Source organism: Nodosilinea sp. AN01ver1, from assembly GCF_050565655.1.
In the GTDB taxonomy this organism is placed as follows: domain Bacteria; phylum Cyanobacteriota; class Cyanobacteriia; order Phormidesmidales; family Phormidesmidaceae; genus Nodosilinea.
This window is the reverse complement of record NZ_JBNXVS010000014.1, coordinates 69,919-91,507: the sequence shown is the minus strand read 5'-3', so window position 1 is coordinate 91,507 and position 21,589 is coordinate 69,919. Positions and strand designations below refer to the sequence as shown.

Sequence of the window (21,589 nt, the reverse complement as noted above, 5' to 3'; positions counted from 1 at the left end):
ATCGTCTATGCCGATAGCCGTTCCCTGAGCGGAGTCGAAGGGAACGGCTATTTTTAGAGCAGATCCTATTGGGTTACACCTAGTTTGTAGGGGCATTGCATTGCAATGCCCCTACGGGATCCCTGTTGTGAATCAAGGATTTCTCAACGTAGACCTCGTCTTACACCACAATTTCGGTAGGGGCCGATCGCTTGGTTTCGTAGTAGCGGCAGGCAAAGTAGCCCACGCTGTAGATTAGCGACGCGTCGGTGGCGATGCCCAGCACAGCCCCCAGGCCAGGAATGACTTCGGCAATGCTCAGCCCCGACTTGACCATGCCAGCGGTGGTCGATGACAGCAGCCAGATGGCCAGCACTTCGCCCCGGCGATCGTTGTCGGTGGGCGAATAGCCGTAGATAGTGGCAATGCGGTAGATCATGCTGGCCTGGAGCGCGGCGACCGCGCCAATGTCGACCAGGGTGAGGGCAAAGGCGACCGGGGGCGCAAAGTTGGTGGCCAGGCCCACGCCTGCGGCTTTGAGGGCGGTTTCGGCCATCACTCGCTGGGCCAGGGCGCGCTTGTCTTCGAGCGGGTACTGCGATCGCAGCTCATCCACCTGCGATCGCACCTCGGTGACATTCACCTGGCCCAGCGCCGCCAGCAGCACCCGCACCCCTGGGACGGCGGTGGCGTACCGCAGCAGGGGCAGGTCGGCGATCGGGCCGACCACGCTGCCGACGGTGGCCGTCATTGGTTCTAGAAAGGGCTGAAGCCTCGACAGCATGGCGTTGCCGGTGCTGGCGGTAACGTTGTCCAGCACGGTGACGACAGCCTGCATCACCTGAGTCACCGCCTGAAAAGTTTCGCGGGTCTGGTCTTTGGCTTCGGTGTTGGGGGGTGGGGTCGTCGTCACGGGCTCGCCTCTGGGTCAGATGGGGTTATATCTTTCTAATACTTAACCTATCTGCTAAAGCGAGCACATCCATCCCCGGCTAGGTCAGCCGGTAATCAAGAGTTCACCAATTTTGCCGCGGCACCCGGCGCGGGAGTTAATCGCCCGTGCCGCCAGCATGGGGTGCATCGTAAACCCCTGGTACAGCTGGCGAATAAACTCGCAGTCGGAGTTAGACAGCATCACCCGCTGCCCCTGGGTCGCCAGGGTGCGAAACACCGCCGCCAGCCGTTCCTGGTCGGCGGCGGTAAAGCCGTAGCGGCTGTAGCTTGTAAAGCTGCTGGTGGTGCTAATTGGGTGGTAGGGCGGATCAAAGTAGACAAAATCGCGGCGGGTGAGCGATCGCTCTAGCAGCGTCTCAAAGGAAAAGGTTTGAATCTCGGCCATTTGCAGCGCCGCCGAGGCCGCCCGCAGCAGCAGCGGGTCGCAGATGGCCGGGTTTTTGTATTTGCCCACCGGCACGTTGAAGTGGCCCTGGGAATTTTCGCGGTAGAGGCCGTTGTAGCAAGTTTTGTTGAGGTAAATCAGCCGGGCGGCGCGCTCAACGGGCGATCGCAAATTTTGCCGCTGGCGCACCTCATAGTAGTAGTTGGGGCTGTGGCGACGCTGATGATCCCACAGGTGGCGAATCAGGGTTTCGACCTGGTCGCGCACGCAGCAGTAAACATTCACTAGCTCGGGGTTAATGTCGCCCAGCACCGCCCGCTTGGCCCGCCCCGCCAGGTGAAAAAACACCGCCCCCCCGCCCAAAAATGGTTCGTAGTAGGTGTCAATGCGCTGGGGCAAAAACGGCTCGTACTGGCTGAGCAAACGCCCCTTACCCCCGGCCCACTTGAGAAACGGGCGCGGGTAGAGAGAGGTAGAAGCCGAGAGTGCCGCCGTCACAAAACCGCCCCAAAAACGTTCAAGATCAAATGTACTCTTTAAAAAGAATGCCCCAACTATAGCAAAGCTCAGCTCAGCCGCAACGTCTGGTTGTCTGCTAAGTCTGCCAGGCGGATTGCCCGACGGTTTACTTCGGCGTTTTGTCGTGGGTTAGGATGTAAGACGAAAGAAACCTAGGAATCGGGCGCTGCGGCCTCATGCGCACTGGTCCCAGCCCTGGCCTCTACCCCCCGACCTGCCGTCATGAAAGACTTTTTTGATAACGTTTCGCGCTATCCTCGCTACTTCATTTCGTTTACGCTGGGCGTGTTTTTTAACGCCGCTCAGCCCCTGGTGCCGCTGTTGCAGCGTCCCTCTACGGCGATCGCGCTGATTGGCGCTCTGGTCGCTGGTTTTCTGTTTCTCACCTTTACCCTACGGGCCATGCTGGGCCTGGGTTAATGCCCTTACGTTCAGGAGTTCAGGCCGATGGCCAACAATCGTCGCGTCGAGCGGGTGGCTTCGCTGATTAAACGCGAAATCAGCCAGATGGTGATGCTAGACATCAAAGACGACCGGGTGGGGGCGGGTATGGTGAGCGTCACCGATGTTGACGTTTCGGGTGACCTGCAGCACGCCAAGGTGTTTGTCAGCATCTACGGCACCGACGAGGCCAAAGCCGAAACCATGGAGGGGCTCAAGGCTGCCACCGGCTATGTGCGCCACGAGCTGGGCCAGCGGCTGCGGCTGCGGCGCACCCCCGAAATTATCTTCAGAGAAGACCTGGGCGTGGAGCGCGGTACCCGCGTGCTGTCGCTGATCAACCAGCTCAGCCAGGAGCGGGCCGAAAAAGGCCTGTCTGACGAGCCCGACGCTGAGCTGGAAAACGGTGACCCCGCTGCCATCACGAGCCCGACCGAGGAAGAAGAGTGAGTCAGGCGATCGCGACCGCCCGGCTCCCCGCTCCTGACGGCCTTTCGCTGGCGGAGCAGGTGGCCCAAATGGTGGTGGTACGGGCCTCGGGCCACCTGTTTGACCACGAAATTCGCTACCCCGCCTGGGAAGCCGACCAGGCTACCCTCACCCGCTACGTCGAAGAACTGGGGGTGGGCGGCGTCATTTTGCTGGGGGGCAGCGCCGCCGAGGTGGGCTTCAAAACCCAAACTCTGCAAGGGCAGGCGCGCGTGCCGCTGCTGATCGCCGCCGATGTGGAAGAGGGCGTCGGCCAGCGGTTTAGCGGGGCGACCTGGTTTCCGCCGCCGATGGCGCTGTCGGCGGTAGCCAACCGCGATCTTGAAACCGCCCTGGCCTACGCCGAGGCGTTTGGGGCTGCCACCGCCGCTGAGGCCCTGGCAATTGGTCTCAACTGGGTGCTGGTGCCCACGGTCGACATCAACAACAATCCCGACAACCCGGTGATCAACGTGCGGGCCTTTGGGGATGACCTGGAGCGGGTCTGTGCCCTCACCCAGGCCTTTCTGCGCGGCGTACAGACCCAGCCGGTGCTGAGTGCCGCCAAGCACTTTCCCGGCCACGGCGATACGGCGATCGACTCGCACCTGGAGCTGCCGGTGCTGCCCCACGATCGCGATCGCCTCCACAGTTTAGAACTGGTGCCGTTTGAGCGGGCGATCGCCGCCGGGGCAGACGCCATCATCACCGCCCACCTGCGCATTCCCGCCCTCGATGCCCGTCACCCGGCTACCCTGTCGGCCCCTATTCTCACCGGGCTGCTGCGTCAGCAGATGGGCTTTGACGGGTTGATTGTCACCGATGCCCTGATCATGGGGGCGATCGCCAATGCCTACGGCCCCTACGAGGCGGCGGTGCTGGCGGTCGAAGCCGGGGCCGATGTACTGCTGATGCCGGGCGACCCGGAGGGGGTAATCGCCGCCGTGGTCGAAGCGGTACACCGGGGCCGCCTCACCCCAGAGCGCATTTTGGCCAGCGTTGAGCGCCTGTGGCGAGCCAAGCAAAAGGCGGCTCCCGCCCTGCTGCCCGATGGCGCAGGCCACGCCTGGGAACACCTGCCGCCACCCCCGGTGCAGCTCAGTGCCCTGGCCCAGCCCGCCACTCGCCGCCTCGCCGCCGACATGCTCACCGCCTCCATGACGGTGCAGGGGCAGGTGACTCCCTGCACCGCTGATACCCCTGGTGACAATCTGGTGCTGATTGACGACCTGGTTGGCTGTCGCTTTTTAGACCGCACGGCGGCGGCGATCGCCTGGCCCCAGGGCCATCACTACCAGCTCAAACTGATCGATACGCAGGGGTGCATCCAGCGGCCCCAAAGAGATAGTCTGCGGCCTAGCCTGGTGCAGATCTTTGTGCGGGGCAACCCTTTTCGTGGTTCGGCGGCGCTGATGGACCTGGCCACGTCCTGGCTCGCTGCACTGCGCGAGGCCGACTGGCTCCAGGGCGTGATTGTCTACGGCAGCCCCTACGCCCTAGAGCAGCTGCGGCCCTACCTGGGCCAAACCCCCTACGGCTTTACCTATGGGCAAATGCCCCTGGCCCAGGCCCTGATTTTACCGGCCCTGCTGCCCGATCTGGCGGTAGCCCCCAGCCGCGAGTTTACCGATTGAGCCGCCCCGTCTCATTAGCAAACGTAACGTCTCCTATCAGTTTTTTATACTTTTGTTTCACCACATTGAGAAAACTTAGGTGGTTACACGATGCTATAAGGTGTCGCTTACCACCCTCGGGTAAAGCCATGTTCTCTGAGCTGTCTTTGTCACCCCGCTACCGCCTCGATGACGAATCTCCCTGGCTGAAGGGAATTGACCCTCTGCGCCGCTACTGGATCTGCGTCAACGGGGATCAGCGCGCGATGCGGGTGCTGCCAGGGCTGTCTACTCAGAGCGTAGAGGCTTTCAAACAGGCCATTTGGGGGTTTAGAAGCCTCAACATTGGTCAGGAGCTGACTCTACCTGCGGGCATGAGCGATCGCATTACGCTCCACTGCGTAGCCGAAAACTGCTACGCGATCGCCGACAAGTCTACCGGGGCCGAGGTCTGGCACCTGTTCGATGCCGAGTCGTTAGAGTCACTGCTGCTCACCGCCCACCCCGACTGGCAATGTGCCCCTGAGCACCTCAACCTGGGGCGATCGCTGCTGACCGCCGCCTGGGGGCAGCCCGCTGTGCCCAAGGCGGCATAGCGGGAGAGATCGTGTGGTTATTGGGGCACCGCGATCGCGACTGTTCTGGCCATCACTCGCGATCAGAGCATGATCAAAGACTTAAGCCTGCTTCTGCCTAGCCGCGATCGATCTGCATCAGCTCTTGCAGCGTGGCCAGCAGCTTGATCTCGGTCGATTGCAGCGTATCGTCTGCGGTTAGCGCAAAGGTCCACCGCACGTTGACGGTAAAGAGCGACGTTTTTACCCGCCCCTTAACGACCACCTGTCGGCTGGCGTCTGGGCTGGATGTTTCCTCAACCTCTACCGGTATGGCTCGCATGTTAACCGCCTCGGCCTGCAGGTAAACGTAGATGGCCTCAGGGCCGACAATCGGTTCCTCAAAGGGGGCAAGCAGCACCCCATCGGGCTCAAACAAGGCCGCTACGGCGCGATACTCTTCGGCATTAAAGCCCGCAAAGTAGCGATCAACGGCGGCGGAAACTGCTGCCAAATCAAGGGTTGCGTCAGCCACATCGGTAGGCATGGTCATTCTCCCGAGTTAAACAGTCTCAGCATACGAGGCTCAGCCTGGGGCAGGCTTCTACCCTTTGACAGGACAACGCAAAACCGGGTTCCCGCTGAGCGGCCAGTTGATAAATCTGCCACCTCGCAGGAATCCGGCTCTCACTTTGACGATCAGTTTAGGCAATCGGATCGACACCCATGGTGACCACAGCCTGCCGCAGCACCGTAATCTGCTGGTTAAAGTCGAGCTTAGAAATTTGTCCAAACACAGCTACAGCGTCGCTGCCCAGGGTGTAATAGTCAGGCACGGCAACGACTGTACCAGCCCGCATATCTTCAGCCAGCTGATACCAGAAAGCCAGCTTGGTGTTGTTGGTCAAAACACCGTAGGCGCGGGTAGCCGGGGTACTTTTACGCTCAACCAGGTCGCGCATGAACTGCAGCTGCTCAGACGGCACCATAGCCCGCACCTGGGTCAGTAGGCCCTCGGCAAACTGCAGGCGGGCGGCACCAGGTGCGGCCGGAGTGATGGCTCGGCCCATGTTGTCGTACAGCACCCAGAGCAGACCCAGCTGCTCGTCGGCAACCAGACTTTTAAAGGCCGCAATGGCGCTAGAAACTGGCGTTACAGAACCCATCGAGGCCTTTGCCGAAGTACTTAGGGTGTAGGTCATAAAAACCTCCAGAGGGGAAACAAATGGCTGTTACAGCTCCACCGTAACAAAAGATTACGAAATGTTTAGCGATCGCGTATTTGACAAATTTATGTGCATTGTCGAGGCCTTTCAATGTTCCCCCGAGTTCTAAGAGCTGTAGTGCTTGCCCTGTCGGAGTTCACGGGCGTTGCCTGAGCCCGCTCAATCAGCATTATTACTTATTTGCAAGGTCATGGTTTAAGGTGTGCCGGAGCCGAGGCGGCGGGCTGGTGCCGGGGGGCGATCGCGCCTTAGGCCTGAGGTTCGCGCTCTAGCGCACGTTCTGGGTGAAAATAAGGGGGCTCAATCTTACCTTTGTCCTCATACCCCAGAAGGAGTTTAAGTCGTGACCCAAGCCATGCCTGCTGCCCTCGCCCAAGACTGGTCGGCCCTTTTGCAGCGGCTGATCGGCGGGGAGTCGCTCAGCCAAGACCAGGCTGAAACCCTCATGCGCGGCTGGCTCAGCGAAGATATTCCCGAAGTGGTGTCGGGTGGGCTGCTGGCGGTGCTTCAGGCCAAAGGCGTTTCGGCAAACGAACTGGCCGGTATGGCGCGGGTGCTCCAGGGGCAGTCGCTGGGTGGGGAGGCCAAAATTCACCACTCTACCCCCTGTATTGACACCTGCGGCACCGGCGGCGACGGGGCGCACACCTTCAACATTTCTACCTGCGTCGCGTTTGTGGCGGCGGCAGCGGGGGTGAAAGTCGCTAAGCACGGCAACCGCTCGGCCTCCAGCAAAGTGGGGTCGGCCGACGTACTAGAAGCCTTAGGCGTGAATTTGGGGGCCGACCCGGTCCAGGTCAGAGCAGCGCTGGATGAGGTGGGCGTGACATTTTTGTTTGCCCGGGGCTGGCACCCGGCTATGAAGGCGGTAGCCCCCCTGCGCAGCACCCTCAAGGTGCGCACGGTATTTAACCTGCTGGGGCCGCTGGTGAATCCATTGCAGCCCACGGGGCAAGTCATTGGGGTCTATGACTCAGCGGTCGTGCCCGCGATGGCCGAAGCGCTCAATCAGCTGGCCGTTCCCCAGGCGATCGTGCTGCACGGGCGCGAGCGGCTGGACGAAGCGGGCCTGGGCGACAAGACCGACCTATCGGTAGTCGAAAACGGTCAGGTAACCAGCGCTACTCTTGATCCCCAGGCGCTAGGACTGGCTGCTGCTCCCCTCAGCGCCCTGCGCGGTGGCGAAGTCGAAGAAAACACCGCTATTTTGACCGCCGTTCTCCAGGGCAAAGGCACCCAGGCCCAGCAGGATGTGGTGGCCCTGAATGCAGCCCTGGCTCTAAAAGTCGGCGAAAAGGTAAAAGCTAATTCCCTAGATGATGCCATTAAGGAAGGCATTGCCCTGGCCAAAGATATTCTCGCTAGCGGGGCCGCCTGGGAGAAACTGCAGGCCCTGGTGACGTTCTTGGCCTAGCTCAGGACCTAAGCATTGAGGATTCAGTAACGTAGGATAGGCGTCTCGGCTATGTCAGTCTCAGGCAGAATTAGCGAACCTCCTGATTGCTCATATGGCCCAGCCTACAACGCTAGTTATGCCTATTGAGAAAGCCGTTTACCTCTTCACCCGAGATACGGTGCCGGGCCAGGGCGGCAACAAGCAGAAGTTTTGGCAGACTGTGATGGGGTTTGAGTCGCCCACCGCCATCTATGCAGCGGTTCTGAAGGCTGTGACCGTGGCAGACTTAAGTTTTCAACGGCAGGATCAGTATGGCGATCGCTATCAAGCTGTCAGCCGCATCCGAGGAGAAACAGGTTTGATTTGGTGGATCAGAACGGGTTGGATAGTACGCCCAGGGGAGAGCATCGCTCGTTTTGTTACCGCTATTCCAGAACGTAGGGGAGAGAACTGATGGAGCAATTTGAGCTATTCGATCAGGTGCAGCTCACCGACGCGATTCCCCTCAGCGGGGAGATGAGCAATGCCCTGGAGCCGCTGGAAATTGCCCCAGTGGGCATCATCGGTACCATTGTCGAGGTGCTAGAACCCGGTGAGGCGTTCTTGGTAGAACTGTTTGGCGACTGGGTGAGACTGGAGGAAGGGGCGGGGCTGGTGCGGTCTACTCCTAATCATGCCACCGCGTTTCGCGAAACTCTGGGAGTGGAGGTGGTGAAAGCAGCTCAAATGAATCTTTTGCATCGCCCCAGTGCAGTAAAAAGTGACCTGTTTCGCCTGCTCGACAACATGCCAGAGTCTCTGCTGGCAGAGGTGCAAACCTTCGCAGAGTTTTTGCAGCATCGGCAGCAGCACACTCTGCCGACCGCCCCACCTCCCACGCGGAGCTAGTCTACTGGACGGTTAATGGGGAAGATTGCCTGACTAGGTCTATCAAATCGAAAGGCTATGGTAACGAGCCGCTGTCTTTTCCCCAAGTCGACCAATCGATGCGCCTAGAGCCCCATCTTGTTTTTCCCGACCCGCACCACTTCGTGAGCCACTAGCCGTCGGGGAACTGCCAGCAGGGGATGTGCTCGACCCGGCGACTGCCGCAGGTGCAGACCAGATTTTCGTCGTCGGAGGCCATCCAGGTTTCGTCGCAGTCGCGGCAGTGGCAGAGGATGTTGTTGAGATTGGCCTGGGCCAGGCCGAAGCGCCAGCGCTCTAGCTCTTCGGGGGTGAAGTGGGAGTCGGGCATTGTGAGTTTTTGGATTGGTAATTGTGGCGCACAAGATTGGGTAGCGATCGCTAAAAGCCTGAGTTATACCGCACCCATTCCAGCATGATCGGCAGCTTGCGGGCGACGATCGCCCCCGCTAAGAAGCCCATGCCGTGGCCGACCCACGACTTGCCGCGCTGGAGCGGCAGCAGACCCCACAGGGCGCTGCCGTAGAGCAGCCCGACGACGACTGCTGCCGCGATCGCCGCCGGGCTGCGTTCAAAGTAGCCCCGCAGCAAAATGTAGCCCAGGTAGCCAAACACCACTCCACTGGCCCCCAGATGGCGAGTGCCGGGGCGACCCAGCAGCCAGATGCCCACGCCGCTGAACAGCCAGCAAAATACCGTCACCAGACCCAGCACCTCCAGGCCCTGGAGCAAAATGATGGTGCCCAAAATGACCAGGGGGCCAGAATTGGCGGCCAGGTGGCCAAAGCCACCGTGGAGCAGGGGGGCGATCGCAATGCCCGGTATTCCCTCCAGGCTGCGGGGCCGAATGCTGAGCCGGTTGAGCAGTCGTCGCCCGGTGACAAAATCGACGATGGCGAGCGCCCACATCAGCACCAGCAGGTAGGCCAGCAGCAGCACGCCCTCGCGAAAACCCTCGGGCAGCGTTATGGAGTCAAAGGAAAACAAGGCTAGGGGTGGCTATGGTAAGTACGCTCCTCAGGCTAGCACCTGGGCCAGCACCGGGTTGAGATATTGGGCCAGCTGGGTGCCATCGACCCCCAGGGTGGTGCGATCGGCGGCGGCAGCTCGGGCGGCCAGGCCGTGCCACCAGGCCCCGACCAGGGCCGCATCGCGGGCTAAATCGAGCGGATTGTCTGCTGTGTCAGATTCGGTTTGGGCCAGCAAACCGCTAACTAAGCCTGTTAGCAAATCACCGCTGCCGCCTCGGGCCAGGGCCGGGGTGCTCTCGGGCACGTACCACAGCTCGCCGTTGGGATGGGCGATCGCGGTGCAGGCCCCCTTGAGCAGCACCACGGCACCGCTCTGGTGTGCCGCCGCCAGGGCCGCCGCCCCGGCATCGTCACTGGCGGCGAGCTGCTCGGGAAACAGCCGCTTAAACTCGCCCCGGTGCGGCGTCAGCACGGTCGGGGCATTCCGGATTGACAGTGTTTCTACGCAGCCCAGCTCTGAGAGCAGGTTGAGGCCATCGGCATCGAGCAGCAGGGGGGCCTCACTATCGAGTACCGCCTGAACAGCGGGCCTGGCGCTACGGCTGAGGCCAGGCCCACAGGCGATCGCGTCGTAGCGGCCCAGATCTAAATCGTCGGGTAGACGGGCGATCGCGCCGCTGGCGGTCTCGGGGCAGCCCACCACCAGCGCCTCGGGTATCTGGGCTACCACCATCAGCCGCAGCGCCTCGGGTACCGCCAGGGTGAGCATGCCGACCCCGCTGGCCCTGGCCCCCAGGGCGGTCAGCAGGGCCGCCCCAGCGTAGGGTCGCGACCCGGCCACCAGCAAGAGATGCCCGACCCGATACTTGTGGGTGGCGGGTGGCCGGGGTAGCGGCAGTTTGGCGCGCACGGTCGTCAGCGTCGCCCGTCGCACCGGAGGTAAAGGATCTAGAACGGCGGCGATCGCCTGGGGCGGAATGTCGAAGTCAATCAGGTGAGACTGTCCCAGGTAGGCCAGCGCCCCATCCTGGCAAAAGGCCCGCTTCCACAGGCCGAGACAGAGGGTGTGGGTCGCTCGCACCGCCGTCCCCAGCACCGCCCCCGTATCGGTGTGCAGACCGGAGGGCAGATCGATGCTCACGACCGGACAGCCAAGCCCATTGATAGCGGCCACAACCCCAGCGATCGCCCCCTCGATCGATCGCTCCAGGCCAAAGCCAAACAGCCCGTCGATGAGCAGATCGCAGGGGGCGATCGCTGCCCCAGATTCTGCAACTGGAATACCCAGATAGTCTACATACCGCAGATGATCGGCAGTCAGCGGTTTGAGACGGCTGATCGGGCTGTACACCTGCACCTCGTAGCCCTGGGCCGCCAGCTCACGGGCCACCACCAGGGCATCGCCGCCGTTGTGCCCCGGGCCAGCCACAACGGCCACGCGAGGGTAGCGCTGCAGCGGAAAGTGCTGAGTAACCCAGGCGGCGATGCGGCCCGCCACCTTTTCCATCAGCGCCGCCACGGGCATACCAGCTTCAAACAGCTGCCCCTCAATAGCCCGCATTTGCTCAGCGGTCACCACCTGGTCGAGGGGGCCATCAAAAAGCCCGCCCCATGTGACCTTGACGGTTGCTGTGGCGGGCCGATGGGCAAATTTCATAGATCAGGCCTTCAACACCGAAGGCAGAGTGTCTACCGTTGCCAGCATTCTACCGTTGCTAGCTAGCGCTGAAAGAAGACTCGGCTGTTGCCGATGCCTGCCTCACGGTAAAAGTCGTTCCAGCGGTTGGCCAACCCGCGATCGGTAAAGGGGCCGACCGCTACGTGGGGGCCACGGGGGGCCGTGCGCTGCTGCACGCGATCGGGGGGCGTTCCAAGCTGAATCACCTGATTGCTCAAGTTACCTAAATTGCTGGAGTCGGTCGGAATCACCACATAGTACGGGGCGCTGGCCGACTGGGTAACTGGCGGTGCCCCAGCCGGAGGCGGAATGGCAACTCCACCGCTGGGAGCGGGTGGCACGCCGTAGTTCAGCTCCTGGCCAAACTCCACGTTGCCGGGGGTTGGCGGCACCTGGGCTACATTGGGCGGCAGCGCCGGTACCGGCACCCCCGCAGCATCGGGAACCTGGGGCAAAGCCCCATCGGGCAGGGGCGGCAGATTGCCATTGGAGGCATAGACATTGTTGGGCATTGCAGCTGTTGGAGCGTAGTAGGGCACCGCAGCAGCTACCTGGGCCATCTCGGCTGTTACCCCCAGCGCCCCCAGATCGGCAATGCGCTGCTGGGCGTTGCCCGTCATATTAAACCGTCCGGCCTGAATCACCGATCGCCCCTGGAAGGTGGTGCGAAACGCCGTTGGCTCAACCTGGCGCACCTGGCTCAGCACAGACTCGCTAGTGTCGTTGACATAGATCAAATACTGCTGACCGCTGGTGGGTACCTGAGGCAGCGCGGCCCCAGACACGGGCGCGGCTGCGGGCACCGGCATCACCCCTGCGGGCAGCGGCGGCACCGCCTCATACCCCTGAGTCAGCCCGTGGGGGGCAATACTTAAAACCGCTACAACGGCAGCGATGCCCGCCGGAATTGCTGTGCGAACTAACCCGTTTGAACTATTCTGCTTTGCCATCACGACTCCTGCCCATTACTGCTAGGGTGAACCGGCAGACGGTCAAGCATTAACGCCTTATTTGCCCGTCCTCTTATATGTCTTGAGGATGTTAGCGCAGATTTCAAAAACCGCATCGTTTTAGCGCTAACTTCGCGCTAGCACAGACCCCGCAACGGCTTTAGTGATCTCAATCACCTGTTACAACCTGCAACATCACTGGGAGAAGGGTCTGTCAGTCACCCGTAGTCAATGTGTCGTTTCTTACCATAGGGGCATCTCTGCAACAGTAAGTGCTATGGCTAACCCCTGCAGCAAACCCCTCAAAGGCAATCCATTTACCACTCAGCGCGATCCACACACGGGGGAGTGGCAGGTGGTAAAGACTCTCCCCAGGAGTCGGCGGTAATTCCTGGGGAGGTCATATTGAGGGATTTACAGGCCGACTGCCGACGTGCAACAACCCTGTCGCTACCGTCCTCAGAGGGAGATGAAAGACATCTACAGTAGCCATGCTAGAGCCAGGGTAGCTGGGCTATAGTGTGGCTCAATTCTCCCTGTAGCCTGGACGCATTAGACGACCGCCATGCGCCAACTGTATCCGCCCATTGAGCCCTATCGAGCCGAATATTTGGCCGTCTCAAACCAGCATCAGCTCTACGTAGAGCAGGCGGGCAACCCCGAGGGTAAGCCCGTTGTTTTTTTGCACGGGGGGCCAGGGGGCGGCACTAACCCGACCTATCGCCAATTTTTTGACCCCCAGCGCTGGCGCATTGTGCTGTTTGACCAGCGAGGCTGCGGCAAAAGTTTTCCCCACGCTAGCCTCGACGACAACACCACCTGGGCCCTGGTTAGCGATATCGAAAAAATCCGCGCTCACCTGGGCATCGATCGCTGGACCGTGTTTGGCGGCAGCTGGGGCAGCACCCTGGCGCTAGCCTACGCCCAAACCCACCCCGATCGCTGCGAAGGCCTGATTTTGCGCGGCATTTTTACCCTGCGGCAGCGAGAAATTCGCTGGTTTTACCAGGAGGGGGCCAGCTACCTCTATCCCGACGCCTGGGAGCAGTACCTCGCCCCCATTCCAGAGGCCGAGCGCGACGATTTGGTAACCGCCTACTACCGCCGCCTCACCAGCGACAACGCCGCAGAACGCCTGACCGCCGCCCGCGCCTGGGCCGTCTGGGAGGCCAGCACCAGCAAGCTCGTGCCCGATCCCGGCCTGCTGCACCACTTTAGCGAAGATGAGTTTGCGGTAGCCTTTGCCCGCATCGAGTGCCACTACTTCATCAATCGCGGCTTTTTCGACACCGACGACCACATCCTGCGCCAGGTGCACCGCATTCGCCACATTCCCGGCGTGATCGTGCAGGGCCGCTACGACATCGTCTGCCCCGCTACCACCGCCTGGGAGCTGCACCGCGCCTGGCCCGAAGCCCAGTTTGTCATGGTGCAGGAAGCCGGTCACTCCGCCATGGAACCGGGAATTACCCATGCGTTGATTGAAGCAACAGATGAGTTTGCCCGTCGATGAGAGGCGGGTGCGTGGGCGCGTGGGTGCGTAAGCGCGTAGGTGAGGGGATGAAGATGCGGAATGGATGAATGCAAAATTGAAAATTCAGAATTTTGCACTTTGAATTTTGAACTTTAAACCCCGCTCTGCTCATCTCCTCACCTTCCTCACCCCTCTACCCCAACGCCCGCCGCGCGATCCACCGCTGCACGCTCCACAGCCCTCCGGCGACCACTGCCCCGAGCCACAGGCCTCGGCCCAGCTGTGTGTGGCCGTCGAGCAGGCACCAGCCGCCCAAAAAGCCCAGGCCCAGGGTGCTGGCGGCTACGGCGCTCAGCATGGCTCTCAGGGCACTGTGGGTGGTCACCACTTGCTCGGCCAGGTTATTTGAATTGGGGGACGAGCCTGCGGCCAGGGCTTTAGCGGCGGTCTGAAACGACTCGTAGCTGGCCGGTTCTACCTGGTAGTAGGTGCCCAACTCTTCGTCGCGCAGGGCCGAGACGGTGTAGAGCCCAAACTGCTTGGCCTGGGCGATCGCCTCGCGAATCTGCCGCCGGGTGGCGACTGGCCCCAGGGCTTCAAACACCGACTGCCGGTAAACGCCGGTTTTGGCCATCGCCAGCACCCGATCGGTGAGTTCGAGCGGGGAGAAAGGGGGAGCATTCACGGGTTAGCAACTCCTGCGGCCTGGGTAACCGTGCGAGCAGAAAATTTGTACTATCTGATAGTACGAAAAAACAACGCCGATCGCACCCTTCACCCCATCCAGCCCATCAGCCCGTAGGCCAGCGCCGCGCTGCCCAGCGGCACGGTCAGGTTGTCGAGACCGTAGAAGGAGAGGGTTTCGAGCAGGGTAGAGGCGATCGCAACCACCAGCGCCGTGCCCCAAACGGCACCTGTCGTGAACCCCGCCGTTGCCCCCAGCACGAGCAAGCACACCAGAAAGCTGGCCAGGGCCATAGTTAGACTGCCCTCCCAGCTTTTTTGATTGCCCAAAACCTTGTAGGGATGGCGGCCAAAGTTTTGTCCAATTAGCGCTGCTAGCCCGTCGCCCCAGGTCATCACCAGAATGCCGATGGCGGCGTACTGGGGCAGCCACAGGGGCCAGAAAATGGCGGTCAGCACCCCAATGCTGATGGCGTAAAAAAACGTACCCAGGCTGTTGCGCCCTACGCCGTTGATGCCCGGCAAAATGGGCAGTCGGTACGACAGCAGCGCCACCCCGCTAAACACGACCGAGGCGGCTATGCCCATCCAGGCGGGGGTGTGTAACCACCAGGCCAGCAAGATGACGTGGCCAGCTCCGATGTGGACAATTTTTCGGGTAACTTCGGTGTCGAGGTTGGCAGTGCGGCGCAGCCCCTCAGCCGCTCCCCCAACGACCGCCAGCCAGGCGGTGACCAGTCCGATTTGCACGAGCACAGTGGCCATCATGGCAGGGGAAGCAAGTATAGTGGGGTGGGACTTCTAGACCTTACTACACCAGCTTCCTATGGTTGCAACCTATATGGATAAACCCTATAAGCGCGTACTGTTAAAACTGAGCGGCGAAGCCCTAATGGGCGATATGGACTATGGTATTGACCAAAACATTGTAGAAGCCATTACCGCCGAGATTGCTGAAGTGATTAAAGAGGGCATTGAAATTGCCATTGTCGTCGGTGCGGGCAATATCTTCAGGGGCATCAAAGGCTCAGCCTCGGGCATGGACCGGGCCACCGCCGACTACATCGGCATGATCGCCACCGTGATGAACGCCATGACCCTGCAAGACTCGCTAGAGCGCATGGGGGTGCCCACCCGGGTACAGACGGCGATCGCCATGCAGGAGGTCGCCGAGCCCTACATTCGCCGCCGCGCCATTCGCCACCTGGAAAAAAACCGGGTGGTTATTTTTGGGGCTGGTTCCGGCAACCCGTTCTTTACCACCGATACCACAGCGGCGCTGCGGGCGGCGGAGATCAACGCCGAGGTGGTGTTCAAGGCAACCAAGGTTGACGGCGTTTACGATTCTGATCCTAAACTAAACCCAGACGCCAAGCGCTACCGCACGCTCACCTACGGCCACGTGCTCAAGCACGACCTAAAAGTGATGGATAGCACCGCGATCGCTCTGTGCAAGGACAACAAGATCCCTATCATGGTATTTGACCTGTCGGTGCCCGGAAACATCAAGCGAGCGCTGATGGGCGAACCTATTGGCACGATTGTAGGAGAAGACTGTGATGTCAGTTGACGATATTTTGCTCGAAACCGAAGACCAGATGCAGAAGTCTATCGAGGCGACTCAGCGCAACTTCAACACCATTCGCACGGGTCGCGCTAACGCCTCTCTGCTCGATCGCATCGAGATCGACTACTACGGCGCGCAGACTCCCCTCAAGCAGATGGCCAACATCTCCACTCCCGATGCCACCACGCTGATGATTCAGCCCTACGATGCCAGCAGCCTGACCACCATTGAAAAAGCCATCTCCATGTCCGATGTGGGGCTGACCCCCAACAACGACGGTCGAGTCATTCGTCTCAACATTCCGCCATTGACCAGCGAGCGCCGTAAAGAGTTTGTCAAAACGGCGGGCAAAGTGGCCGAAGAGGGGCGCGTCTCGATTCGCAACCAGCGGCGCAACGGCATTGACGCCGTGAAAAAGCTGGAGAAAGCCAGCGACATCTCCGAGGACGAGTCACGCGATGCCCAGGACGAGATTCAAAAGCTGACCGACAAATACATCGCCAAGCTCGACGACGCCCTAGCCGCCAAAGAAAAAGACATCATGACCGTGTGATGCGCAGCGCCAAGACCATCGACACCGTTAAGCTCGTCTCTACGCCGCGCAGCCTGGCCTGACAAAGTAGGCAAAATGCATGGGGTAGCCTTCGGCGTAGAGCTTGTCGACCCGGTTCTGGGCTGTTTCCAGGCTTTGAAAGACGTCTAGAACCGTCTCTCTACCGTTGGCGTATCGAACACAAAGTTCCCAAACCATAGCGATCTCCCTGGTGGCTATTTCAAAAAAGCGGAGGGTCTGACTTTATGGCCCCTTCACGGCGAGCCAATTGTCTTCATCCTAGGTTTAAGGACCAGAGATGTACTCCGAGAAATCTATGAACTCGGGCCTTCCGTAGATTTTGGGAGGTCCGGCTAGCGTTCGGGTTGAATGCCTTGCCTGGGCTGGGCAAACACGGTTTTCCCCTACAGATATGTCTGGGGCAACACCTGAGCGCCGCGCCACGGTTGACGCTTCCCTAAAGCCCTGCTAGATTGCAAATACGTTTCTATTCAACCCGCAGCCATGATTGCGTCGGCACGAGCATTTTATTTTTGGTGGCAGCTCCCGGTTCACAGGTCGTGAGCACCTTTTGTGTTGCCAACCTTGTGAACCGCAGAGCTAACCCTCTGCGGTTTTGTTTTTTCTGGTCCTATTTTTTCTCTAAAACGATGCAAACCTATATCCCTTATTCGGTCGTAAGCGTCCCTGGCGCTACGTTGGCTGAGCGGAGTCGAAGCCAACGCCCCTCCGATAGCGTCCCTGGCGCTACGTTGGCTGAGCGGAGTCGAAGCCAACGCCCCTCCGATACGTCCCCTGAGCGGAGTCGAAGGGGACAGTTACGCTCGGTTTCATCTAACTGGTACTACGGCTTTTTTTACACCACCGGGTCAGGCTGGTGATAGGTCGTCCTATGCCGCTTACCTGACCCGGAGCCCACCGCTCCGGGTTTTTTGTTTTCTACCGCGATCGCTGTCTTCCCGTTCTTTACCCTGAGTTTTTAGTTATGAAAGACGCTACTTTGACCCGTAAAGCTGACCTCGACCACCGCTCGGCGATCGCCCTGAGCGACACCGTCACCATCGGCGGCGACACCCTGCTGATTGTGGGCGGCCCCTGCGCCGTTGAGAGCGCTGCTCAAATGGAGCAGGTGGCCCAATCGCTCTCGTCTACGCCCGTGCAGGCGCTGCGGGGCGGGGTATTCAAGCCGCGCACGTCGCCCTACGCCTTCCAGGGCATGGGAGAGGCGGGGCTGCAAATTTTAGCCGATGTGCGCCAGCGGTATGCGATGCCGGTGATTTCTGAAGTGATGGCGATCGATCAGATTGACATCATGGCCGACTACGTGGATGTCTTGCAGGTGGGCAGCCGCAACATGCAAAACTTCGACCTGCTCAAGGCCCTGGGCCGTACCACCAAGCCGGTGCTGCTGAAGCGGGGGCTGGCCGCCACTATCGAAGAGTTTGTGATGGCGGCGGAATACATTCTCAGCCACGGTAACCCCAATGTGGTGCTCTGCGAGCGCGGCATTCGCAGCTTTGACCCCTACACCCGCAACGTGCTGGATTTGGGGGCTGTAGTGGCGCTAAAGCAGATTACCCACCTGCCGGTGCTGGTGGACCCCAGCCACGCCGCCGGCAAGCGCGAGCTGGTACCTGCTCTGGCTCGGGCCGCGATCGCCGCTGGAGCCGACGGGCTGATTGTAGAATGTCACCCGGTACCCGAGGAATCTGTGTCAGATGCGCGCCAGGCCCTTACTCTAGAGGAGATGATGGCGCTAGCCCACAGCCTCGACCCGATTGCAGCCGCTTTGGGTCGCCGTATAGCGTCTGTGGGTATAGCCCACAAGCCAGAGCTGGAGGGGGTTTCAGGGGAGATTCTCTTTCAGAGAGGCTCCGCCAACGCGATCGCGGCCTAGCTCGGTTATCAGTATCTCCTATGGAAGGCATTAGCAATGCCGCTGTCATTGGGCTTCATATTTTGTTACAACAGTAGGGGAATTAGGTGGTACTAACCTCTATGTTCGGTGGCTTTACCGGGTTTCAATCCAAAGGGTCCAATGACTTTGGCGAACGGATGATCAACTCTGTGGCTACCCAGTCGCTCAGGCATCTGTTTAGCAGCAGTGATGCTGTGGAAGTGGCGGTACGCTGCTCCCCTCCCAGCAAGCTGCTGCAGGGCACTATCGATAGCTTTCGCATGGAAGGCCGCGGCCTGATCATTCGAAAGGAGTTTGAGGCCGCTGAGATGATGTTTGAGACCGATGCGGTGTCAATCGATGTGGGCTCGGCCATCAGCGGTAAAATTCGCCTACGCCAGCCTACCCAGGCCGTGGCTCAGGTGGTCTTAAACGAAGACGCCATTAATCGCGCCTTTGAGGCTCAGCTGGTGCGGCAGCATTTGGAGGGGGTCACCGATGAGGCGGTAACCTCAATGTCGGGAGGCGACCCCGTCACCTTTCGGGATATCCACATCACTCTGATGCCCGATCAAAAGGTCAAAATTACGGCCAAAACTGATTTGCCTAACCGTAAGGATCTGCCGATTCAGCTGTTGGCCAGGGTTACTGTAGAAAAGCGGCGGCGAATTATTTTTGCCGACGCCGAATTTTTGCCCGACGGCATTCCTGACGACGTGATACCGCTCTCGGAGACGCTGACCAACGGCTTTGCCGAGGTGCTCAACCGCATGGTCGATCTGGAACGCTTCAACCTGGATGGCGTTTTACTGCGGGTCAACCGGCTCGAAACCAAGGGCAACCAGCTGGTCTTTAGCGGCTACGCCCAGATCGAGCATTTCCCCGGCATGGTCTAGAGGTTCAGGGTTCAGGTTTGAAGTTTCGCGCCTGCCCTGAAACCTAAAACCCTGCTCGACCAGTATCATAGGTGGGTCTTGGCTGAGGACAGCGGCACTATGGGTAACTGGTTTGTGGCGGGGGGCATTGTGATGTGGCCGCTGCTGCTGTGTTCGCTGCTGACCCTGGCCCTGGCGATTGAGCGGGGCTGGTTTTGGCTGCAAATTAGTCGCCAGCAGCGGGGGCTGGTGCCCCAGGTGCTAAATACCTTTAGCCAAAACCCTCAGCGGGCGATCGCCAAGCTCAAGCAGCACCAGCAGTTGCCCATTGCCCGCATCTTTCTGGCGGCCCTTACCCTGGGCGACGCTACCCCCGAAGAATTTAGCCTCGCCTTAGAAAGTGCCGCCCAGGCCGAGCTGCCCCTGCTCAAGCGGTTTCAAACCCTCTTTGAAACGGTGGTGGGCGTAGCCCCGCTGCTGGGCCTGCTGGGCACTGTGCTGGGCCTAATGCAAACATTTTCGACCCTGCGGCTGGGCGAGACTAGCGGCCCCGCCGCCGCTGGGGTTACCGCCGGGGTGAGCGAAGCGCTGACCTCCACGGCGGCTGGGCTGGTGGTGGCCCTGGTGGCGCTGCTGCTGGCCAACCTGTTTCAGGGGTTGTACCGTCGCCAGCGGGCGTTTATTCAGGCGGCGGGGGGCAAGCTCGAAATTCTTCACCGCCGCGCCCAGCGCCAGGGGCCAAGCAGCACGACGGTTTATCTGCCGGGGCAAGTGCCGTGAGCGATCGCCCCTTTCACTCAGAGCCGCCCCAGCATGCCTCGCTGATTGTGATTGGCGCGGGTGCCGCCGGGCTGTTTGGGGCGATCGCCTGTGCCGAGGCCAACCCCAGCGCCTCTATCCGCATCTTTGAGGCGGGTCGCGAACCCCTGGCCAAGGTGAGAATCTCGGGCGGCGGGCGCTGCAACGTCACCCACGCCTGCTTTGACCCCGCCGTGCTGGTTACGCACTACCCGCGCGGCAGCAAGGTTTTGCGCGGCCCCTTCAGCCGCTTTCAGCCCCAGGATACGGTGGCCTGGTTTGAGCGGCGGGGGGTGCGGCTCAAAACCGAGGCCGATGGCCGCATGTTCCCCACCACCGACGACTCGGGTACCATCGTAGACTGTCTGCTGGGGGAAGCGCGGCGGCTGGGCATTCGCATTTACACGGGCCAGGCGATTGCTCACATTCAGCCCGATGAGGCTGGCTTTGGGCTCACCACTCGCGCCGGGGCCGGGTGGCGCTGCGACCAGCTGCTGCTGGCCACCGGCAGTAGCCCCAACGGCTATCGACTGGCCCTCAAGCTGGGCCACGACCTGGTGCCCCCGGTGCCCTCACTGTTTACCTTTACCGTGCCAGACCCGGCTCTGCGCGAGCTGGCCGGGGTGTCGGTCGAAACCGTGCGGCTCTCTCTGGCGCTGGAAGACGCGCCGGCCCTGACCCAGAGCGGGCCGCTGCTGATTACCCACTGGGGGCTGAGCGGCCCGGCGGTGCTCAAGCTCTCGGCCTATGGAGCAGAGGCTCTGCACCGCCAGCGCTACCGGGCCACCCTCACCGTGAACTGGCTGCCCGCCCTCAAGCCCGACCAGGTGCGACAAAAACTGCTGACCCTCAAGCGGGAGCAGGGCAAGCGCCAGGTGGCGGCGTTTTCGCCCTTTTCAGAGCTGTCGCGGCGGCTGTGGCAGTATTTGACCCAGCACCGGGCCGACCTGGGCACTAAGCTGAACTGGGCCGACCTATCAAAGGCGCAGCTTCAGGCGCTGGTAAACGAGCTGACGCGGGGAAACTACGCGATCGCAGGCAAAGGCGTTTTCAAAGACGAATTTGTCACCTGCGGCGGCATTCCCCTGGCCGAGGTCAACTTCAAAACCATGGAGAGCCGCCGCTGCCCAGGACTATATTTTGCGGGCGAAATGCTCAATATCGACGGGGTGACGGGCGGGTTTAACTTTCAAAACGCTTGGACGACGGGCTGGCTGGCGGGGCAGGCGATCGCCGCCAACGTTACAGTATTGCCGGAAGCGAACTTTAGAAAAAGTTAGCCGTACTAATCCTATGACCCGCTTTAAAGCAAATCTGAAAACATGGCTACGTCTTACCGCAGCAGCGTTTGTATTATTGGTTGTCATTTTCCTGGCCCTGCCCTTGCTTTTCTTGCTTCTGCGTATTCCCTCATTTGCAATTGGCGAGGGTAGCCTGTGGCTGATGCGCTGGCAGAATAATCCCAGCGGCAATGGCATTGAATTTAATTTGGGCTTTTTGCTGATAGCGGCTGTTATGGTTGGCCTGTTAGGCGTACTGGTTAAGCTTCGGCGCGATCGCTCCCGGACACCATAAATGAGTAGTTTCTACCATCTAAACAACCCCGATTACGTTTCCATCGGCGGGTGAACTTGGGCGTTATGCATCAAAGGTGGTGTGAGAGATGAATGAAAGCGAAAAGTCAACCTTTCGCTGCCCATA

General features: G+C 60.5%; 26 protein-coding genes. 15 read left to right on the top strand and 11 right to left on the bottom strand.

Features of this window, described 5'->3' with window-relative positions; all coding sequences use genetic code 11:
- Positions 1 to 160 precede the first annotated feature (160 nt).
- Together ACQ4N7_RS13210 and ACQ4N7_RS13205 are read right to left on the bottom strand one after the other, a co-directional pair.
- On the bottom strand, positions 161 to 892 hold the full coding sequence (locus tag ACQ4N7_RS13210; RefSeq protein WP_430711969.1) for an EcsC family protein: 732 nt from the start codon (positions 890 to 892) through the stop codon (positions 161 to 163).
- Between the two features lie 84 nt (positions 893 to 976).
- Positions 977 to 1,816 (bottom strand): DNA adenine methylase, encoded by an 840-nt coding sequence (locus ACQ4N7_RS13205; RefSeq protein WP_430711968.1) that lies wholly within the window; start codon positions 1,814 to 1,816, stop codon positions 977 to 979.
- Between the two features lie 243 nt (positions 1,817 to 2,059).
- Between ACQ4N7_RS13205 and ACQ4N7_RS13200 the strand changes: the two genes are divergently transcribed.
- The 4 genes from ACQ4N7_RS13200 (at position 2,060) to ACQ4N7_RS13185 (ending at position 4,955) form a co-directional block, all read left to right on the top strand.
- Positions 2,060 to 2,257, top strand: coding sequence for a DUF751 family protein (locus tag ACQ4N7_RS13200; protein ID WP_106903601.1), 198 nt, complete (start codon positions 2,060 to 2,062; stop codon positions 2,255 to 2,257).
- 27 nt (positions 2,258 to 2,284) lie between these two features.
- Positions 2,285 to 2,728, top strand: a complete 444-nt coding sequence (gene rbfA / locus ACQ4N7_RS13195; RefSeq protein ID WP_430711967.1) for a 30S ribosome-binding factor RbfA — start codon at positions 2,285 to 2,287, stop codon at positions 2,726 to 2,728.
- A complete protein-coding gene (locus ACQ4N7_RS13190; protein ID WP_430711966.1) occupies positions 2,725 to 4,380 on the top strand; it encodes a glycoside hydrolase family 3 N-terminal domain-containing protein in 1,656 nt (551 codons plus the stop codon). Before rbfA ends, ACQ4N7_RS13190 begins: the two co-directional genes overlap by 4 nt.
- A 128-nt stretch (positions 4,381 to 4,508) precedes the next feature.
- Positions 4,509 to 4,955, top strand: coding sequence for a hypothetical protein (locus ACQ4N7_RS13185; protein WP_430711965.1), 447 nt, complete (start codon positions 4,509 to 4,511; stop codon positions 4,953 to 4,955).
- Between the two features lie 97 nt (positions 4,956 to 5,052).
- Here ACQ4N7_RS13185 and ACQ4N7_RS13180 read toward each other — a convergent pair whose 3' ends face one another.
- Positions 5,053 to 5,460 carry a nuclear transport factor 2 family protein gene (locus ACQ4N7_RS13180; RefSeq protein WP_430711964.1) on the bottom strand — a complete coding sequence of 136 codons (408 nt, stop codon included), beginning with the start codon at positions 5,458 to 5,460 and terminating at the stop codon, positions 5,053 to 5,055.
- A 157-nt stretch (positions 5,461 to 5,617) separates the two neighbouring features.
- A complete protein-coding gene (locus tag ACQ4N7_RS13175) occupies positions 5,618 to 6,115 on the bottom strand; it encodes an orange carotenoid protein N-terminal domain-containing protein (protein WP_430711963.1) in 498 nt (165 codons plus the stop codon).
- A gap of 379 nt (positions 6,116 to 6,494) precedes the next feature.
- Here ACQ4N7_RS13175 and trpD point away from each other — a divergent pair, with 379 nt between their 5' ends.
- The 3 genes from trpD (at position 6,495) to ACQ4N7_RS13160 (ending at position 8,423) form a co-directional block, all read left to right on the top strand.
- On the top strand, positions 6,495 to 7,553 hold the full coding sequence (trpD, locus tag ACQ4N7_RS13170; protein WP_430712004.1) for an anthranilate phosphoribosyltransferase: 1,059 nt from the start codon (positions 6,495 to 6,497) through the stop codon (positions 7,551 to 7,553).
- A 94-nt stretch (positions 7,554 to 7,647) separates the two neighbouring features.
- A complete protein-coding gene (locus ACQ4N7_RS13165) occupies positions 7,648 to 7,989 on the top strand; it encodes a DUF6883 domain-containing protein (protein ID WP_430711962.1) in 342 nt (113 codons plus the stop codon).
- Positions 7,989 to 8,423, top strand: coding sequence for a hypothetical protein (locus ACQ4N7_RS13160; RefSeq protein ID WP_430711961.1), 435 nt, complete (start codon positions 7,989 to 7,991; stop codon positions 8,421 to 8,423). The genes ACQ4N7_RS13165 and ACQ4N7_RS13160 overlap by 1 nt, the downstream gene beginning before the upstream one ends.
- Before the next feature lie 151 nt (positions 8,424 to 8,574).
- Here the strand turns inward: ACQ4N7_RS13160 and ACQ4N7_RS13155 are convergent, their stop codons facing one another.
- From ACQ4N7_RS13155 to ACQ4N7_RS13140, 4 genes are all read right to left on the bottom strand, one after another.
- On the bottom strand, positions 8,575 to 8,772 hold the full coding sequence (locus ACQ4N7_RS13155) for a hypothetical protein (protein ID WP_430711960.1): 198 nt from the start codon (positions 8,770 to 8,772) through the stop codon (positions 8,575 to 8,577).
- 50 nt (positions 8,773 to 8,822) lie between these two features.
- On the bottom strand, positions 8,823 to 9,428 hold the full coding sequence (locus tag ACQ4N7_RS13150) for a rhomboid family intramembrane serine protease (protein ID WP_430711959.1): 606 nt from the start codon (positions 9,426 to 9,428) through the stop codon (positions 8,823 to 8,825).
- A 30-nt stretch (positions 9,429 to 9,458) separates the two neighbouring features.
- Entirely contained in the window at positions 9,459 to 11,069 is a 1,611-nt protein-coding gene (locus tag ACQ4N7_RS13145; RefSeq protein WP_430711958.1) for an NAD(P)H-hydrate dehydratase, read from the bottom strand.
- Positions 11,070 to 11,131: 62 nt separating this feature from the next.
- Positions 11,132 to 12,040, bottom strand: a complete 909-nt coding sequence (locus ACQ4N7_RS13140) for a hypothetical protein (RefSeq protein ID WP_430711957.1) — start codon at positions 12,038 to 12,040, stop codon at positions 11,132 to 11,134.
- Positions 12,041 to 12,605: 565 nt separating this feature from the next.
- Between ACQ4N7_RS13140 and pip the strand changes: the two genes are divergently transcribed.
- Positions 12,606 to 13,553, top strand: a complete 948-nt coding sequence (gene pip / locus ACQ4N7_RS13135; protein ID WP_430711956.1) for a prolyl aminopeptidase — start codon at positions 12,606 to 12,608, stop codon at positions 13,551 to 13,553.
- Positions 13,554 to 13,707: 154 nt separating this feature from the next.
- Here the strand turns inward: pip and ACQ4N7_RS13130 are convergent, their stop codons facing one another.
- Positions 13,708 to 14,199 (bottom strand): hypothetical protein, encoded by a 492-nt coding sequence (locus tag ACQ4N7_RS13130; RefSeq protein ID WP_430711955.1) that lies wholly within the window; start codon positions 14,197 to 14,199, stop codon positions 13,708 to 13,710.
- Positions 14,200 to 14,288: 89 nt separating this feature from the next.
- Positions 14,289 to 14,966 (bottom strand): diacylglycerol/polyprenol kinase family protein, encoded by a 678-nt coding sequence (locus tag ACQ4N7_RS13125; protein WP_430711954.1) that lies wholly within the window; start codon positions 14,964 to 14,966, stop codon positions 14,289 to 14,291.
- A 73-nt stretch (positions 14,967 to 15,039) separates the two neighbouring features.
- On the opposite strand from ACQ4N7_RS13125, the gene pyrH reads away from it, so the two are divergent.
- Complete coding sequence (pyrH, locus tag ACQ4N7_RS13120) at positions 15,040 to 15,768, top strand: UMP kinase (RefSeq protein ID WP_430712003.1); 729 nt, start codon at positions 15,040 to 15,042, stop codon at positions 15,766 to 15,768.
- Positions 15,758 to 16,318, top strand: a complete 561-nt coding sequence (frr, locus tag ACQ4N7_RS13115; protein WP_430712002.1) for a ribosome recycling factor — start codon at positions 15,758 to 15,760, stop codon at positions 16,316 to 16,318. Before pyrH ends, frr begins: the two co-directional genes overlap by 11 nt.
- A 39-nt stretch (positions 16,319 to 16,357) precedes the next feature.
- On the opposite strand, the gene ACQ4N7_RS13110 is transcribed toward frr, so the two are convergent.
- Positions 16,358 to 16,516, bottom strand: a complete 159-nt coding sequence (locus ACQ4N7_RS13110; protein WP_430711953.1) for a family 2 glycosyl transferase — start codon at positions 16,514 to 16,516, stop codon at positions 16,358 to 16,360.
- 787 nt (positions 16,517 to 17,303) lie between these two features.
- Between ACQ4N7_RS13110 and aroF the strand changes: the two genes are divergently transcribed.
- The 5 genes from aroF (at position 17,304) to ACQ4N7_RS13085 (ending at position 21,463) form a co-directional block, all read left to right on the top strand.
- The gene (gene aroF / locus ACQ4N7_RS13105; protein WP_430711952.1) at positions 17,304 to 18,215 is read left to right on the top strand and encodes a 3-deoxy-7-phosphoheptulonate synthase; all 912 of its coding nucleotides are present in this window, start codon (positions 17,304 to 17,306) and stop codon (positions 18,213 to 18,215) included.
- An 86-nt stretch (positions 18,216 to 18,301) separates the two neighbouring features.
- Positions 18,302 to 19,111, top strand: coding sequence for an LmeA family phospholipid-binding protein (locus tag ACQ4N7_RS13100; RefSeq protein WP_430711951.1), 810 nt, complete (start codon positions 18,302 to 18,304; stop codon positions 19,109 to 19,111).
- A 99-nt stretch (positions 19,112 to 19,210) separates the two neighbouring features.
- Positions 19,211 to 19,870 carry a MotA/TolQ/ExbB proton channel family protein gene (locus ACQ4N7_RS13095; RefSeq protein WP_430711950.1) on the top strand — a complete coding sequence of 220 codons (660 nt, stop codon included), beginning with the start codon at positions 19,211 to 19,213 and terminating at the stop codon, positions 19,868 to 19,870.
- Positions 19,867 to 21,168 carry an NAD(P)/FAD-dependent oxidoreductase gene (locus ACQ4N7_RS13090; protein WP_430711949.1) on the top strand — a complete coding sequence of 434 codons (1,302 nt, stop codon included), beginning with the start codon at positions 19,867 to 19,869 and terminating at the stop codon, positions 21,166 to 21,168. Before ACQ4N7_RS13095 ends, ACQ4N7_RS13090 begins: the two co-directional genes overlap by 4 nt.
- A gap of 13 nt (positions 21,169 to 21,181) precedes the next feature.
- Complete coding sequence (locus ACQ4N7_RS13085) at positions 21,182 to 21,463, top strand: hypothetical protein (RefSeq protein ID WP_430711948.1); 282 nt, start codon at positions 21,182 to 21,184, stop codon at positions 21,461 to 21,463.
- Positions 21,464 to 21,589: the final 126 nt, after the last annotated feature.